This is a genomic window from Pseudoduganella sp. GW821-FHT11H04 (assembly GCF_058807935.1).
In genome coordinates this window covers 553,966-568,136 of record NZ_JBXARE010000003.1, presented here as the reverse complement: position 1 = coordinate 568,136, position 14,171 = coordinate 553,966, and the positions used below count along the sequence as shown (strand labels likewise).

The following is a 14,171-nucleotide window of genomic DNA, read 5'->3' as shown; positions in this document are numbered from 1 at the left end:
GAACCTCCTTCTGGATACTTGATTCAAGGGCAAGGCGGCTGGCCCGGCGCGTAACCCAACGATTCGGCCGGGACCAGGGTGCTGGCCGGCGGCATGTGGGCCGGCACCGGCACCATAGGCAGCAGCGGCTGGTATTCCAGTTGCGGGCAAGCGGCGCCGGCCCCGCACAGGCGCACGCGCACGAAACTGATGCAGCTGGAGCTGTGCTGGTCGCGCGCGCAGTTGATGCGGTTGGCCACCGGGCAGGCCGGCAGCAGCGGTAAGGGCGCCAGGTTGCCATTGGCGTCCTGCCACAGGTATTCGACGACCAGGTTGGCGCCGCCCACATTCGGCGCCAGGGGCAGGGGGCTGTCGTCGCTGCGGAACAAAGCAGACCGGCGCAAAGCCTGCATGGCGCCGGCATTGGTGAAATCCGTGATCGCCGCCGCACGCGCCGCACGCCTCGTCACTTCGGGCAGCGCGTTCCAGAGGAACAGCAGGTGGCCGTACTCCATCGTCGCGAACAGGAAGGGAATCACCAGAAGGCAAACGAGGCCGAATTCGACGCTTGCCATGCCGCACTGGATGCTGGCTTTAGTTGTCACGGCCAACCTCCGCATAGGATGACAACTGGGTCGCCTGCCCATCGAGGTAGAGTGGATCATGGAACTGGACCATCACCATCACTCCCACCCTGGACGGCGTGCTGGCGGGCCCCAGCAAGGTGCAGGTCGCCGGATCGCACAGATAATCGACCTGCAGCTCGCTCACGTCGACGCTGGCAGCGCACAGGGTCTCCTCCACTATCTTTTGTGCCGCCGCCAGCGCCAGTGCGCGCTGTGCGGCGTCGCGCAGGACTTCGAGCGGGACCGCAGCCAGATAGCGCGCCGCGCTGCTGGAAGCACGGTCCAGCGCTGCGCAGTTCAGCGCCATGCGTCCGCAATGGACAAAGATCACCAGCAGCGATGTGGCGGTAAACATGACCAGGGCAGCCTCTATCGCGGCAATGCCTTTGCAGCGCAGGCGCTTCATTGCAGCAGCTCCACGTCGGTCGCCAGCGCCGCCGCTTCCTTGACGCTGAGGATGCCGGCGAATTCGCCCGGCACCTCGCTGGCCGAGGCCTGCGCCGTCAACAGGAAGCGCGCCACCGCCAGCACGGCGCCGTCGACAAGGGTTCCCGCTGCGATGGGGCAGGACAGCAGCGGCACATACAGCAAGCGCCGCTCCTTGCGGCTCGGCGTGTCCGCGCCGGGCGCGGTGACCAAGCCCGCGTATGGCGCAGGACTGTTCGACCAGGGGGCGCCGGTATTGCTGAACACTGGCGAGGACGGATACAGCACGCTCCATTTGTTAAAGGCGAAATTGCTGCCGCCGGACTGCCGCGCCGGCCCGTAAGCCCACAACGTGCCGTATTGCGCCGGCGCCGCGGCCGGCAGGATCGGCGGATTGTCGGCAATCGTCATCAGGGGTTTTCCGGCGGCCGGCGTGCTGGAAGCGGCGGAGGCTTGCGGCGGAAAGCTGCTCATCCAGCTTGCCTGCGCGCCGCGGAATTCGCGCACATTGGTATCAGCTGGCGCCGTGAACGGGTCGCAGGCATCGCTGCCGCCATAACTGCCGAAGCGCGAATTGAGCTGCCGCCACAGGCCGAACGCGCTATTGCGGCGCAAATGCAGCCGGCCTGCCAGCGAGGAGTAAGCGAGCTTGCCAATGCACATGAAGGGCGCGACCTGGCTGTCGTCAGTGCTGGCGGCTGCCGCGGCGCCGCCTGGCGCGGTGACGGGATCGACCAGGAAATATTCGCCGCTGCTCGCACCGGCGGCAGGATTAAGCGCCAGCAGGTTGTAGCCAATGCCGAAGCGGAATCCGTAATGGACTTGCTCCAACGCCCCGCCACCGTTGTCGCGGATAGCGATCGGTGTGCTGCTCGCAGCGCAAACAGCAAAGGGCAGCACGCGCAAGCCATTTGGCCCGGCCACCGCACGACCTCCCACGGTGGTGTCGCCGCGCGTACCCAGAATGCTGCCGAATATCGCGGGCAGGTTGGTGAAGTCCGTCCCTAACGCGGACATGTCGGCGCGCACATAGCGCAGGCCGGCCGGCGTAGCGGACGCGCTGCCAAAGTCCAGCCAGGGTCCTTCCGCTGCGCTGGCGAAGGACAGCGCGCCCGTATTCAGCACGACATGGCCGACGCCGCGAATACTACGATTGTTCGCTGTCTGCTGCGCCCTGGTGAAGGCGGTCGCGACCCCGCCTGCGGTGCTATCGAGTTGCTGGGCGGCGCTCAGCGCCACGCCATCGGCCAACTGCTGCAACTGGGCCTGCCGCTGGAAGGCCAGCGACAGTTCAAGCGCCAGGCCGCAGAGGCCAACCGCAACAGGCAGCGTGAAGGCTGCCATGATGGCCACCGAACCGCGTTCGCGCCGCCCCATCATTTCTTCTCCCCAGTATCCGGCGCCGGCTCGCTGAAGGACTTGCGGTAGCGTGCCTGTGCCGCCGCAGCTGCTGCGCCATCGAGGCCCGCACCCTCTCCTTCCGGCTTGATCAGGTGAGCCGTGATCACGAACAGCAGTTCGCTGCGGTCGTTCTGGAAATCCGTGCTGCGGAACAGCGCGCCCAGCACAGGGATCTCGCTGAGGAAGGGCACGCCTTTGACATTATTGACCGTGGTGTTGCGGATCAGGCCACCGATGGCGAAGCTCTGGCCATCCTGCAATTGCACCGTGGTGCTGGCGCGGCGCGTGGTAATCAGGGGGAAGATGGCGCGCGCGTTAAAGGCGCCGCTTGTCACGCCGATGCCGTCGCGCGAGAGCTCCGATACTTCGGGCGCCACGCGCAAATTAATGCGGCCACCCGCCAGCACGGTGGGCGTGAACTTCAATCCAACGCCGAATTCCTTTTCTTCCAGCGTGACGCGGTTATTGTCCTGCGCAACCGGCACCATGACCTTGCCGCCTGCGAGAAAGCTGCCCTCCTGCCCGCTCATCGCCATCACGGTCGGTTCGGCGAGTATGCGCACCTGCCCATCCTGGCGCTCGGCATCGATGCGCACAAAGCTGCCGTTGGATTTACTCAGCGAGACCCCGCTGCCCAGGATGCCGCTCAGGAAGTCGGCCAGCACCATGGCGGTCCAGCTGCCGCCGGCATGGCGCAGCGACAGCCCGGCTTCCAGCTTGTCGAGCAAAGTCTTGGAGACTTCGGCGACCTTCACCTCCAGCTTGACTTGCTGCGGCGCGCTGACCGCCAGCAGGTTGACCAGGCGCGGTCCTGGCGGCGAGGCTGGCGGCGCGGCGCCATCCTTGCGCTCCAGCGGCTGCGGTGCGCGGCGTACGAAGGCTTGCGCCAGGTCCAGCACCTGGGCCAGGGTGGCGCCGTCGCTCACGCTGCCACTCAGGGCAATGGCATCGGCAGCGGCGCTAACCCTGATACCGCTCTCCTGCGGCAGAAGTTCGGCAAGGCTGGCGCGCAGCGGCGAGACATCCAGCCCCACCGATACTTCCACCACGCTGCAGGCGCCGCTCTTGCCCTGCACAATCAGGTTGGTGCTGCCGATCTCCGCGCCGACCAGATACAGCGTGTCCGATGCCACCAGGGTCGCTTGCAGCACATGCGGGTTGCCGATACTGCGGCCGCTCACGGCATCGGGCAGGCGCATCAGGGTCGACTTGCCCAGTTCCAGCGCCAGCTTGCCCGGCACGGCGGGAGCGCCCGTGCAGCGCAGGCTGTCGCTATAGGCGGCCGGGGCGGCGAAGCCCAGCAGGGCAGACAGGGCCAGCTCGGCCGGCAGGCAGATGAAAGTGGATCGCATGGCGGCTCCTCACAGGCATTCCTTGCTGCTGCGGTTGCCGTTAAGGACGTCGATGCAGTAGCGCGCCGGTTCGGCGGGAGGTGCGGGTAGCACGGCGCGCGCCAGCCGGGGCGCGGCGGGCGGTGCGATGTCCGTTACAGCGGGCATACCCAGCACACTGTGGCGCGTAGCGCCTGCGGTTGCGGCGGGGCGCGGGTCGACCTGGTTGCGCAGCGCCAGCGATAGTGTGCCCACGCTGCGCGCCAGGTCCAGGCGTTCGGCCTGGTCGGGCGTGACTTCCAGGGTGACGGCATTCACGACACGCGGCTTGGTGTCGTCGCGCGCCACCTCCTGCGCCACGGCCAGCACAAGAATACGTTCCAGCACGATCTTCGAGAGCGCCGGTTCGTCGGCGTGATTGCCCTGCCCCGGCGCATAGACCAGGATGTCGACGAAGTTGCCCGGCAATGCAAAGCCGGCCACACCCACCACATCATTCACGCGTACCGTAATGGCGCGCTTGCCTTCCGAGATCAGCGCCGACAAGCCGCCAAGGGTTCCGGCCGGCGCCAGCTTGGTGGCAGTCACCGGTTCGCCGCGCTGCACGCTGGTTTTCAGCACACGGCCCGACAAGGGCGCAAGTTCGCGCTGGGCGCCCGCCGGCAGGCTGCTGCCCGGCCAGTCGGCCAGCGCCAGCATATCCGGCGCCAGGCGCTGGCCAAGGCCGACATCCGCTGCAGCGACTGCAATGCGCACGGTGGACGGCGCCGCGCGGTGCATCAGCCAGCGCGAGGCCAGAAGCACGGCCGCAAGCCCCAGCACGGCGGCCAGGCCCAGCATCATCAAACTGCGCCGGCCTTTCATGCTGCACCATCGGCGAACATGCTGGACCAGGCCTGGTCCAGCGTAGCGGGATTCAGGCTAGGCACAGTGCCGGCGAAGCCCGCGAATTCGGCGACACGCGCAACGATCTCGCGCGGCAGGCTTGCCAGCAACGGCTGGCCGCTGCCGCGATGCAGTTCGCCCACCAGGTAAGCCAGCGCACCTTCATCGGCTTCGATGCCGCGCGCCCGGCATTGCTGGCGCAGCAGGCTGCGGTAGCTCGCCTCGGGCAAGGGGCCAAGCGCCACCTTGTAGCCGATGCGGCGCAGCGCCGCGCCATCGAGCAGCGTGTGCGGTTCCATATTGGTGGCGAAAGCCAGCGCGGCCTGGCACGGTACGCTGAAGGTATGGCCGCCGGGCAGCGTGAGCTGGTCGGTGCCCGTGTCGAGCAATTGGGTCAGGCGGTTCAACAGCGCGTTGGCCGGCAAACGCTGGCGCCCCAGGTCATCAATGATCAGCAAACCATGGCAAGCCTTGATCTGCGGCGGCGCCAGGTAGCAGCCGCCGGCGGGATCGTGGCGCAAGTCCAGCGTGGAGCTTTCGAGTTCCGCACCCAGTTGCACCACGGGACGCTGGCAAAGCAGCCAGCGCGAGTCTCCGCCGCGCGCACCGGACAGGCGACCCGGCAACGGTGGCGGCGCCAGATGCAGCGCTTCGTCATACACCTGGATCACGGTGCGGCCCACCGCCACCGTATACGGCACAGCCACCAAGCCTTGCAGCAGGCGCCCCAGCTTACGCGCCAATGTGCTCTTGCCGCTGCCGGACGGACCGTACAGGCATAGCGAACGCCCGGCATGCATGGCCGCTCCCACCAGTTCGTGGATGCGCGGCGGCAGGCAATCATCGCCGAAGACCGCCGCAACATCGGAAGCCAGCACCGGCGGCAGCTGCATCGCCTGGCGCTGCAACTGGGAGCGCCAGGCATCCAGCGGCACCGGCGCCGGACCAATATATGGCGAGCGGTCCAGCCATTCCGTGGCGCGCTGGCGGCCGATACCGGTCAGCTGGTACTGCACGTCGATGTCGGAATCTCCGCGCCAGGCCACTTCCACCACTTGCTCGCGCTGCAGGCCGTCCAGCACTTCGCGCAGCACATTGATCGACAGCCGCAAGCGGCTGGTCAGCACCGACAAATGGCATTTGCCGGCGCCCAGCAAATGCTTGCCCGCCAGCTGCGCCAGCATGGCCGGCTCCAGCCCCGTGTCTTGCACGCTGCGCGGAGGAGGCGGCAACAGCGGCTGCTCATCGTCTGCAAAATCGATCATGGTGACCTCCTTGTTGGAAACGATGATAGCCATGGGTTTCCAGGTGGATATTGAGGCGGAGCAAATGTCAGCGATGCGCCAACGCAACGCTTGCAATCGTGCCGGCGGCAATCGCCACCGCGTACGGCATGCCATCGGCCTTGCTGCCGCGCCAGCGCGCCAGCTGCAAGCAAGCGAGGGCCAGCACGCCGCCAGCCATTGCACTGAGCCAGGCAACCTGCAGCGCCTGCCAGGGCCCGACAAAGCTGCCCGTCATCGCCAGCAGCTTGACGTCGCCTGCCGCCATGCCGCCCAACACATACATCGGCAGGAACAACACGAGGCCAACACCGGCGCCGGCCAATCCTTGTGCCAGCAAGGCGCCGCCACCGCCCAGGCGCCAGTGGAGCGCCAGCGCCAGCAGCATGCCCGCCAGCACCAGCACGTTAGGAATCCGGCGCCAGGCCAGGTCCGATGCCGCCGCCTGGAACACCAGGCACAGCAAGATGACTTCGAGTCCGCTCATGGGAAAAATGGCCAGCAGCCCGGCCGCCGCCGGGCTGCTGGCCTGCCCGCTTAGGTTGAGCCCAGTGCCGTCTGCACCGAAGTGAAGACGGCTGACAGCGCATCCCTGACTGGTTGCAGCGCAGCAGCAACAGCCACTGCAATCACGGAAGCGATCAAGCCGTACTCGATGGCCGTTACGCCCCGCTCATCCCTGATGAAACGCCTTACTGCGGAAAGTGCATTCATGATGATCTCCTTCGCTAGGAAAACTCTGACGCCTGTGCAGCGCATCATTGGCTTCACTATAGGAGCCATTCCTACGAGCAAGTTGATATTACGCAAGCTTTCCGCACAGAACTTTTCCTCACAGTTCCCTGTTCTATGTCACACTGGTGTTACGCGGAGTTTGTTGCAACGAGGTCGCGTTTTGCATGAAATTGCGCAAAGTTAATTGCCGAGAAAACAAAAAAGATTTATGCTGATCAGCTATCCTTAAGAAAGCCCCTTTGCTTTGCCACTGAGCGCCTAGTTATCGGACACTCACATGGATTCCCTACTGAAACATATGGTGGACATGACCGGCCACCGCGATCACACGATGCTCGACATCTCTGTGATCTCGGCGGTAGCGGAATTGGCGTCCGCCACGCAGGCACGTGTGCTGAGCATCGTCAATGTACGAGGCCAGTTGTACGTGCGTCCGCGCGCCGTGATCGAGCGCGGCCGTCCTGCGCGCATGGAAGAGTATGTGGATCCGGCAACCCCGGGCGATCCTGTCAGCCTGTTCCCGGCGCTAGCGCGCTGCCTGGCCCACCACGAATCGAGCGCTGACTACATGTCGCCCGATGGTGAGCACACACTCTGGCTGCCGATTTGGATGGGCGACAAGGCCGATACCTGCCTGGAAATCATCAATCCAACCCCCTACACCAGCGACACCATCCACATCATCGGTGGCATTGTCAGCGTGTACAGGAATTTCCAGAACCTGCTGGACTACAGCGAACGCGACTCGCTGACCGGCCTGCTGAACCGCAAGACTTTCGACGACCAGCTGGCCAAGATGCTGCAGGCCACGATCGAGCATGACATGCTGTCAGTGCCGCCGGACGGCCGCGAGCGCCGCACCCCGCACGAACAGGAAAAACAATGGCTGGCCGTGGTCGACGTCGACCACTTCAAGGCAGTCAACGACAAGTTCGGCCACCTGTACGGCGACGAAGTGCTGATCCTGATCGCCAACCTGCTGCAATCGTCCTTCCGCGCCCAGGACCGTGTGTTCCGTTTCGGCGGCGAAGAGTTCGTGGTGCTGCTGCGCTCCTCAACGCTGGAGAACGCCAAGAAGATCATCGAGCGCTTCCGCATGAATGTGGAGCAGCACGAATTCCCTCAAGTGGGACGCGTCACGGTGAGTGTGGGCTTCGTCAGCATCAGCGCCTATGAAGCGCCGGTGATTATTCTCGGCCGCGCCGACCAGGCCCTGTACTACGCCAAGAGCCATGGCCGCAATATGGCCTGCCATTACGACGAGCTGGTCAGCGGCGGCCAGTTGCAGACCGTCGAATCCAACGATACCGCTGAATTCTTCTAAGGCCTGATGCTTACCCGCCCGCCAGGGTCAGGAAGCGCATCGGGTCCACCTGCCATTTCGATGGCGACTCATGGCCGACGATCTTGTCGCCGCCACCAAAGCCCAGGCCGCGCGCCAGGTCCACCGTTTCCGGCTTGATATAGACATTATTCTTCGTGTTGAAGAACACGTTCACCTTAGGCGCCAGCAGGTTGCTTTCGTGCGCCTCGACCACCACGCCAAGGCGGCCCGATTCCAGCATGACCAGAGTGCCGACCGGATAGATGCCGACGCAGCGCATGAACTCCTGCACCAGCTGCTGGTTGAAGTGGTGCTTGCTCCACTCATAGATCTTACGCAGCGCCGCAGCGGCAGGCAGGCCTTTGTGATAAACGCGATCGGCGGTAATGGCATCGTATACATCGACAATTGCCGCCATCTGCGCCATTTCGCTGATATCGTCGCCAGCCAGCTTGTCCGGATAGCCCGTGCCGTCGCGCCGCTCATGATGATGCAGCGTGATATCCAGCGCCAATTGCGGCACATCGGGCGATTGCTTGAGTATGTTGAAGCCATCCAGCGGATGCTTCTTGATGATGGCGAATTCTTCGTCGGTCAACGGGCCCGGCTTGTTCAGGATCGCGTCCGGCACCATGGCTTTGCCGGTGTCGTGCAGCAGGCCGCCTAGTCCCGCTTCGCGCACAACCTCCGGCGCCATGCCGCGCGCATTGGCGAAGGCCACGAGCAGCGCACAGACGCTGACCGAATGCAGGAAGGTGTAATCATCCTTCGACTTGATGCGCAGCAGGCCGAGCAAAGCGCCCGGGTTGCGCAGGATGGATTCCGTAATGTTCTGTACAACCGGCTGCACCGAGCCGATTTCAATCGCCTTGCCAAGTCGCGCATCGGCCATGACATTGCGCACCACACCGGCGGCCTGGTGACGGATCTGGGCCGCGCGCTGCAACTCCTCGCCCAGCGTGGTTTTCGCGACACGCGCCGGCTGGCGAGCGATTTGCTCCAGCTCGCGTTCGGTCGCGGCCTGGGCTTCGGCCAGCGATGGCGCATCCTCCACATCCAAACCCTTGGACGCATCGATCACCACGTCATGGATGCCGGCCTTGACGATCTTCTGGATCTCATCCTGGCTGCCGATGACGAAGCGGTTGCGAACGAAAGGGTGGGTCATCCAATCGCAACTAAGGTCATGAATATACATGCCGACCTTTAACTGCGATGAATCGACTTTCTTTAACATGGAGGCTTCCGGAAAGATAAAACGTAAAAAACGTTAAAATAAGTATACACAATGTTAATCTAGGGCATTATGGAACTTCGCCAACTGCGTTACTTCGTCGCAATCGTCGACCACGGATCACTGTCGCGTGCGGCGTTGGTATTGCATGTGGCCCAGCCTGCCCTGACCCAGCAACTGCGTCAGCTTGAAGAAGAGCTGGGCGCCCAGCTGCTGCACCGCAGCGCGCAAGGCGTGGTCAGTACCGATGCCGGTAAAGTCTTTTACGACCACGCCCAGGCAATCCTGAAGCAGGTAGCCGACGCCCGTTCCGCCGTCACACAATCCGCCCGTCCCGCCGGCAGCGTGACCATGGGCCTGCCGCACAGCATTTCCGGCGCCCTTGCCCTGCCGCTGCTGACCGCCGCGCGCGAGCAATATCCCGACATTACGCTGCAGTTGACCGAAGAACTGACCGGAAACCTGGCAGAACAGCTCAAAAGCGGCCGCGTGAACCTGGCCGTGCTGTTTGACGACGGCCAGTTGACCCCCTTCGCCGCCACCCCGCTGGCGGAAGAAGAACTACGTTTCATTTGCCGCCACGACGCCGTATGGTTCAGCGACCGCGAGACAGTCCCGTTGCAACAAGCCCTGAACACCACCCTGATCCTGCCCGGCCTGCAGCACGGCGTGCGCCCGCGCATCGAGGCCATGGCCCGTGCTGCTGGCCTCGTAACCGGCAACGTCATTGAGATCAACTCGATCGCGATTTTGAAGTCCGCCATCATGGCCGGCATGGGCGCGACGATTCTGCCGGTTGCCCCTGTATTGCCCGAAATCGAGCACGGCCAGATGCGCAGCGTACGCATCAACAGCCCCGCCATCAGCCGCACCGTGGTGCTCTGCGCCTCGCGCAACATCCCCCTCACCAACGCCGCCAACGCCATCGCCGCCCTGACCCAGCAAGTCGCCGCCGACCTCTGCCGCACCGGCACCTGGCCCGGCGCCCGCATCATCACCTGATCTACCGCCGAGCCCGTGTCCCACCATGGGGTCACACCCGAAATGGGACACGGGCGCGGCCGTAGCATTGCAGAGCTCGTGTCCCGAAACGGGTGTGACCCCAAGGTGGGACACGGGCTCGACAGTTGGCCTTGCCATCACTTTTGCTTATACCCCCATCCCCAAACCGTATTTCCGTATACGTAAAGTAAAACGTAAACTTCGACGTTGAAAAGGCCTGCACATCCGCAGGCGTTGTGACTTAGGCAAGGACGCGCTTACCCGGCGCTTACCGATGCCAGGCACGCACCGAATCATGAATTTTGGAGACAGCCACCATGCCAGACGGCAGCAACTCGCCTGTACTGAACGACGTCAGCCTCGACGACAAATACACTTCCACCAACGGTAAGGTTTTCCTGTCCGGCATCCAGGCGCTGGTGCGCTTGCCAATGATGCAACAGCTGCGCGATGCACGCGACGGCCTGAACACCGGCGGTTTCATCTCCGGCTACCGCGGTTCTCCGCTAGGCGGCCTGGACGAGACCCTGTGGAAGGCGCAGAAGCACCTGGTCAAGCACAATGTGCAATTCGTACCAGGCGTGAACGAGGACCTGGCGGCGACCGCTGTCTGGGGTTCGCAGCAGGTTGACCTGATCGGCCCGGCCAAGTACGACGGCGTGTTCGCCATGTGGTACGGCAAAGGCCCGGGCGTGGACCGTTGCGGCGACGTCTTCAAGCACATGAACCATGCCGGTACGTCGAAGAACGGCGGCATCCTGCTGGTGGCGGGCGATGACCACGGCGCTTACTCCTCCACCCTGCCGCACCAGTCGGACCACATCTTCTCGGCCTGCATGATCCCGGTCCTGTATCCGTGCAATGTGCAGGAGTACATCGACCTCGGTATCCACGGCTGGGCCATGTCGCGCTTCTCCGGTTGCGCCGTTGCCTTCAAGGCGCTGGCTGACACCGTGGAGTCGAGCGCTTCGATCGATGCCGATCCGTTCCGCGTCGAAGTGAAAATCCCGCAAGACTTTGTGATGCCTGAAGGCGGCCTGAATGCCCGCCTGTCATCCATCCCTCTGGGCCAGCAAGCGCGTAATCAGGAAGCGCTGATGCAGGACTATAAGATCTACGCGGCCTTGGCTTACGCCCGCGAGAACAAGCTGAATCACACCACCATCGATTCCAAGGATGCAAAACTGGGCATCATCGCCTCCGGCAAGTCTTACCTGGACGTGCTGGAAGCGCTGGAAGAACTGGGCATCGACGAAGCCATGGCCGCCAAGGTTGGCCTGCGTCTGTTCAAGGTTTCCATGCCTTGGCCGCTGGAGCCGGATTCGGTGCGCGAATTTGCGCAAGGCCTGGACGAGATCCTGGTGGTGGAAGAGAAGCGCCAGTTCGTTGAGTACCAGCTGAAGGAACAGCTGTACAACTGGCGCGACGACGTGCGTCCGCACATCATCGGCAAGTTCGACGACAAGGGCGAGTGGGTTGCTCCGCGCGGCGAATGGCTGCTGCCGCCGAAGGCTGACTTCTCCGTCTCGCAGGTTGCGCGCGTGATCGCCGGCCGCGTGGCCCGCTACATCGCCGACACTTCGATCCAGGACCAGATCAAGGCACGCCTGTCCTTCCTGGAAGCGAAAGACGCAGTGCTGAAGAAGGCGATCGAGACGCCGTTCCGTCCAGCCTTCTATTGCTCCGGCTGCCCGCACAACACTTCGACCAAGGTACCTGAAGGTTCCTTCGCGCTGGCCGGCATCGGCTGCCACGTGATGGCGACTTCGATCTACCCTGAGATGAACAAGCTGACCACCCATATGGGCGGTGAAGGCACGCCTTGGATCGGCCAGGCGGCATTCAGCAAAGTGCCGCACGTGTTCCAGAACCTGGGCGACGGCACCTACTTCCACTCCGGCTACCTGGCGATCCGCGCCGCCGTTGCTGCGAAGGTGAACATCACCTACAAGATCCTATACAACGACGCTGTGGCAATGACCGGCGGCCAGCCCGTCGACGGCACGGTTTCCGTGCCGATGATCGCGCAACAGATGGCGGCCGAAGGCATCAAGCGTATCGCCCTGGTGACCGAAGACCTGTCGCGCTATACCGATCGTTCCGCCCTGCCGACCATCGTTTCCCTGCACGACCGCAAGGAGATGGATGCCGTGCAGCGCGAACTGCGTGAGCTGCCTGGCTGCACCGTCATCATTTACGACCAGACCTGCGCCGCCGAGAAGCGTCGTCGCCGCAAGAAGGGCGAGTTCCCTGACCCAGCGAAGCGCATGGTCATCAACGAAGCCGTGTGCGAAGGCTGCGGCGATTGCGGCATCCAGTCCAATTGCGTGTCGATCCTGCCGAAGGAAACTGAATTCGGCCGCAAGCGCACCATCGACCAGTCTTCCTGCAACAAGGACTTCTCCTGCACCAAGGGCTTCTGCCCATCCTTCGTTACCGTCGAAGGCGGCACGCTGAAAAAGACCAAGACCGGCGCCGCGAAGACCGATGACTGGGGCGATATCCCGGCACCGGTACTGCCTAGCCTTGAGCACCCATACAACATCCTGATCAACGGTATCGGCGGCACCGGCGTGATCACCGTCGGCGCGCTGATGGGCATGGCCGCGCACCTGGAAGGCAAAGGCGCTTCCGTGCTGGACATGACCGGCATGTCGCAGAAGAACGGCTCCGTGACTTCCCACGTCAAAGTGGCGAAGACCCCGGCCCACCTGCGTGCGCAGCGTATCGCCACCGGCGAAGCAGACCTGATCCTGGGTTGCGACATGCTGACTTCCGGCGCCTACGACGCTGTGTCGAAGATGCGCCCTGGCCGTACCTTCGCCATCGTCAACCAGCACGAGCAGCCGCCAGGCACCTTCGCGCAGAACGCCGACTGGCAGTACCCGGCTGAAAGCGTGGAAGCCCTGATCACCGAATCCGTCGGCGGCGCGCAGTCCGTGGACTTCATCAACGCAACCAAGCTGGCGACCGCGCTGATGGGCGATTCGATTGCTTCCAACCTGTTCATGATGGGTTACGCATGGCAGAAAGGCCGCATCCCTCTGAGCGAAGCGGCCCTGCTGCGTGCGATCGAACTGAATGGCGTGGCGGTTGAATCGAACAAACGCTCCTTCCTGTGGGGCCGCCGCGCCGCTGTGGACTTCAAGCGCGTTGAGAAGACCGCGACCCCGACCCAGGCTGTCGTAGTGCAGATGCCACAGTCGCTGGAAAACGTGATCAAGAAACGCGTTGAGTTCCTGACTGGTTACCAGGATGCGGCCTACGCTGCGTCTTACGAGCAGCTGGTGTCGGAAGTGCGTGCGAAAGAGACCGCGCTGGGCCTGGGCAACAAGCTGTCGACCGCGATTGCCAAGTCGCTGTTCAAGCTGATGTCCTATAAAGATGAATATGAAGTGGCGCGCTTGTACACCGATGGCCGTTTCGTTGAGCAGCTGAAGACCCAGTTCGAAGGCGATTTCTCGCTGAAGTTCAACCTGGCGCCGCCAATGTTCGCGAAGAAGGATGCCAAGGGCCACCTGGTCAAGGCGGAATACGGTTCGTGGATGTGGAAGGCGTTCACCCTGCTGGCCAAGTTCAAGGGTCTGCGCGGTGGTACGTTTGACATCTTCGGTTATACCGAGGAGCGTAAGATGGAACGTGCCCTGATCACTGAGTTCCGCGGCGTTATTGCTGAGCTGTTGGCTGGGCTGTCGGCTGGTAACCACGAGCAGGCTGTGGCGATTGCCAACCTGCCGGAGAAAATCCGTGGCTTTGGCCATGTGAAGGAAAAGGCTGTGGCTGAGTACCAGGTGAATAAGGCGAAGATGATGGCTGCGTTTGAGGGCGCTGGCCAGGCGCACGCTGCTTAAACCGGTAAACCAGTGTCTGACCCGCAGGGTCAGACACTTATGACGCGACGGCCGCGTGGCGGGTGTCTGACCCTGCGGGTCAGACATCGGTTTA

12 protein-coding genes are annotated in these 14,171 nt (G+C 63.4%); 3 read left to right on the top strand and 9 right to left on the bottom strand.

Features of this window, described 5'->3' with window-relative positions; genetic code table 11:
* Positions 1-23 precede the first annotated feature (23 nt).
* From AC1RTP_RS09670 to AC1RTP_RS09635, 8 genes are read right to left on the bottom strand one after another with little or no spacing between them, the layout of a single operon-like run.
* The gene (locus tag AC1RTP_RS09670) at positions 24-584 is read right to left on the bottom strand and encodes a TadE family protein (protein WP_498606930.1); all 561 of its coding nucleotides are present in this window, start codon (positions 582-584) and stop codon (positions 24-26) included.
* Positions 574-1,011 carry a hypothetical protein gene (locus tag AC1RTP_RS09665; RefSeq protein WP_498606928.1) on the bottom strand — a complete coding sequence of 146 codons (438 nt, stop codon included), beginning with the start codon at positions 1,009-1,011 and terminating at the stop codon, positions 574-576. Before AC1RTP_RS09665 ends, AC1RTP_RS09670 begins: the two co-directional genes overlap by 11 nt.
* Positions 1,008-2,411 (bottom strand): pilus assembly protein TadG-related protein, encoded by a 1,404-nt coding sequence (locus AC1RTP_RS09660; RefSeq protein ID WP_498606926.1) that lies wholly within the window; start codon positions 2,409-2,411, stop codon positions 1,008-1,010. The genes AC1RTP_RS09665 and AC1RTP_RS09660 overlap by 4 nt, the downstream gene beginning before the upstream one ends.
* On the bottom strand, positions 2,408-3,784 hold the full coding sequence (locus AC1RTP_RS09655; RefSeq protein ID WP_498606924.1) for a type II and III secretion system protein family protein: 1,377 nt from the start codon (positions 3,782-3,784) through the stop codon (positions 2,408-2,410). Before AC1RTP_RS09655 ends, AC1RTP_RS09660 begins: the two co-directional genes overlap by 4 nt.
* Positions 3,785-3,793: 9 nt before the next feature.
* Positions 3,794-4,627 carry a Flp pilus assembly protein CpaB gene (gene cpaB, locus AC1RTP_RS09650; protein WP_498606922.1) on the bottom strand — a complete coding sequence of 278 codons (834 nt, stop codon included), beginning with the start codon at positions 4,625-4,627 and terminating at the stop codon, positions 3,794-3,796.
* Positions 4,624-5,946, bottom strand: a complete 1,323-nt coding sequence (locus AC1RTP_RS09645) for a DUF8689 domain-containing protein (RefSeq protein WP_498606920.1) — start codon at positions 5,944-5,946, stop codon at positions 4,624-4,626. Before AC1RTP_RS09645 ends, cpaB begins: the two co-directional genes overlap by 4 nt.
* Positions 5,947-5,980: 34 nt before the next feature.
* Positions 5,981-6,418 carry an A24 family peptidase gene (locus AC1RTP_RS09640; RefSeq protein WP_498606917.1) on the bottom strand — a complete coding sequence of 146 codons (438 nt, stop codon included), beginning with the start codon at positions 6,416-6,418 and terminating at the stop codon, positions 5,981-5,983.
* Between the two features lie 50 nt (positions 6,419-6,468).
* Positions 6,469-6,645: a Flp family type IVb pilin gene (locus tag AC1RTP_RS09635; RefSeq protein WP_498606915.1), complete on the bottom strand. Its 177-nt coding sequence runs from the start codon at positions 6,643-6,645 to the stop codon at positions 6,469-6,471.
* Between the two features lie 298 nt (positions 6,646-6,943).
* Between AC1RTP_RS09635 and AC1RTP_RS09630 the strand changes: the two genes are divergently transcribed.
* Positions 6,944-7,990, top strand: coding sequence for a GGDEF domain-containing protein (locus AC1RTP_RS09630; protein WP_498606912.1), 1,047 nt, complete (start codon positions 6,944-6,946; stop codon positions 7,988-7,990).
* 10 nt (positions 7,991-8,000) lie between these two features.
* Here the strand turns inward: AC1RTP_RS09630 and AC1RTP_RS09625 are convergent, their stop codons facing one another.
* On the bottom strand, positions 8,001-9,227 hold the full coding sequence (locus tag AC1RTP_RS09625) for an HD-GYP domain-containing protein (protein ID WP_498606911.1): 1,227 nt from the start codon (positions 9,225-9,227) through the stop codon (positions 8,001-8,003).
* Positions 9,228-9,296: 69 nt separating this feature from the next.
* Here AC1RTP_RS09625 and AC1RTP_RS09620 point away from each other — a divergent pair, with 69 nt between their 5' ends.
* Both AC1RTP_RS09620 and AC1RTP_RS09615 read left to right on the top strand, forming a co-directional pair.
* Positions 9,297-10,226, top strand: coding sequence for a LysR substrate-binding domain-containing protein (locus tag AC1RTP_RS09620; RefSeq protein ID WP_498606908.1), 930 nt, complete (start codon positions 9,297-9,299; stop codon positions 10,224-10,226).
* A 317-nt stretch (positions 10,227-10,543) separates the two neighbouring features.
* Complete coding sequence (locus tag AC1RTP_RS09615) at positions 10,544-14,077, top strand: indolepyruvate ferredoxin oxidoreductase family protein (protein ID WP_498606906.1); 3,534 nt, start codon at positions 10,544-10,546, stop codon at positions 14,075-14,077.
* Positions 14,078-14,171 lie beyond the last annotated feature (94 nt).

Coding starts and splice junctions, on each gene's coding strand:
- AC1RTP_RS09630 (WP_498606912.1), top strand. CDS start 6,944: ATGGATTCCCTACTGAAACATATGGTGGACATGACCGGCCACCGCGAT.
- AC1RTP_RS09645 (WP_498606920.1), bottom strand. CDS start 5,946: ATGGCTATCATCGTTTCCAACAAGGAGGTCACCATGATCGATTTTGCA.
- AC1RTP_RS09655 (WP_498606924.1), bottom strand. CDS start 3,784: ATGCGATCCACTTTCATCTGCCTGCCGGCCGAGCTGGCCCTGTCTGCC.
- AC1RTP_RS09615 (WP_498606906.1), top strand. CDS start 10,544: ATGCCAGACGGCAGCAACTCGCCTGTACTGAACGACGTCAGCCTCGAC.
- AC1RTP_RS09620 (WP_498606908.1), top strand. CDS start 9,297: ATGGAACTTCGCCAACTGCGTTACTTCGTCGCAATCGTCGACCACGGA.
- AC1RTP_RS09625 (WP_498606911.1), bottom strand. CDS start 9,227: ATGTTAAAGAAAGTCGATTCATCGCAGTTAAAGGTCGGCATGTATATT.
- AC1RTP_RS09660 (WP_498606926.1), bottom strand. CDS start 2,411: ATGATGGGGCGGCGCGAACGCGGTTCGGTGGCCATCATGGCAGCCTTC.
- AC1RTP_RS09665 (WP_498606928.1), bottom strand. CDS start 1,011: ATGAAGCGCCTGCGCTGCAAAGGCATTGCCGCGATAGAGGCTGCCCTG.
- AC1RTP_RS09635 (WP_498606915.1), bottom strand. CDS start 6,645: ATGAATGCACTTTCCGCAGTAAGGCGTTTCATCAGGGATGAGCGGGGC.
- cpaB (WP_498606922.1), bottom strand. CDS start 4,627: ATGAAAGGCCGGCGCAGTTTGATGATGCTGGGCCTGGCCGCCGTGCTG.
- AC1RTP_RS09640 (WP_498606917.1), bottom strand. CDS start 6,418: ATGAGCGGACTCGAAGTCATCTTGCTGTGCCTGGTGTTCCAGGCGGCG.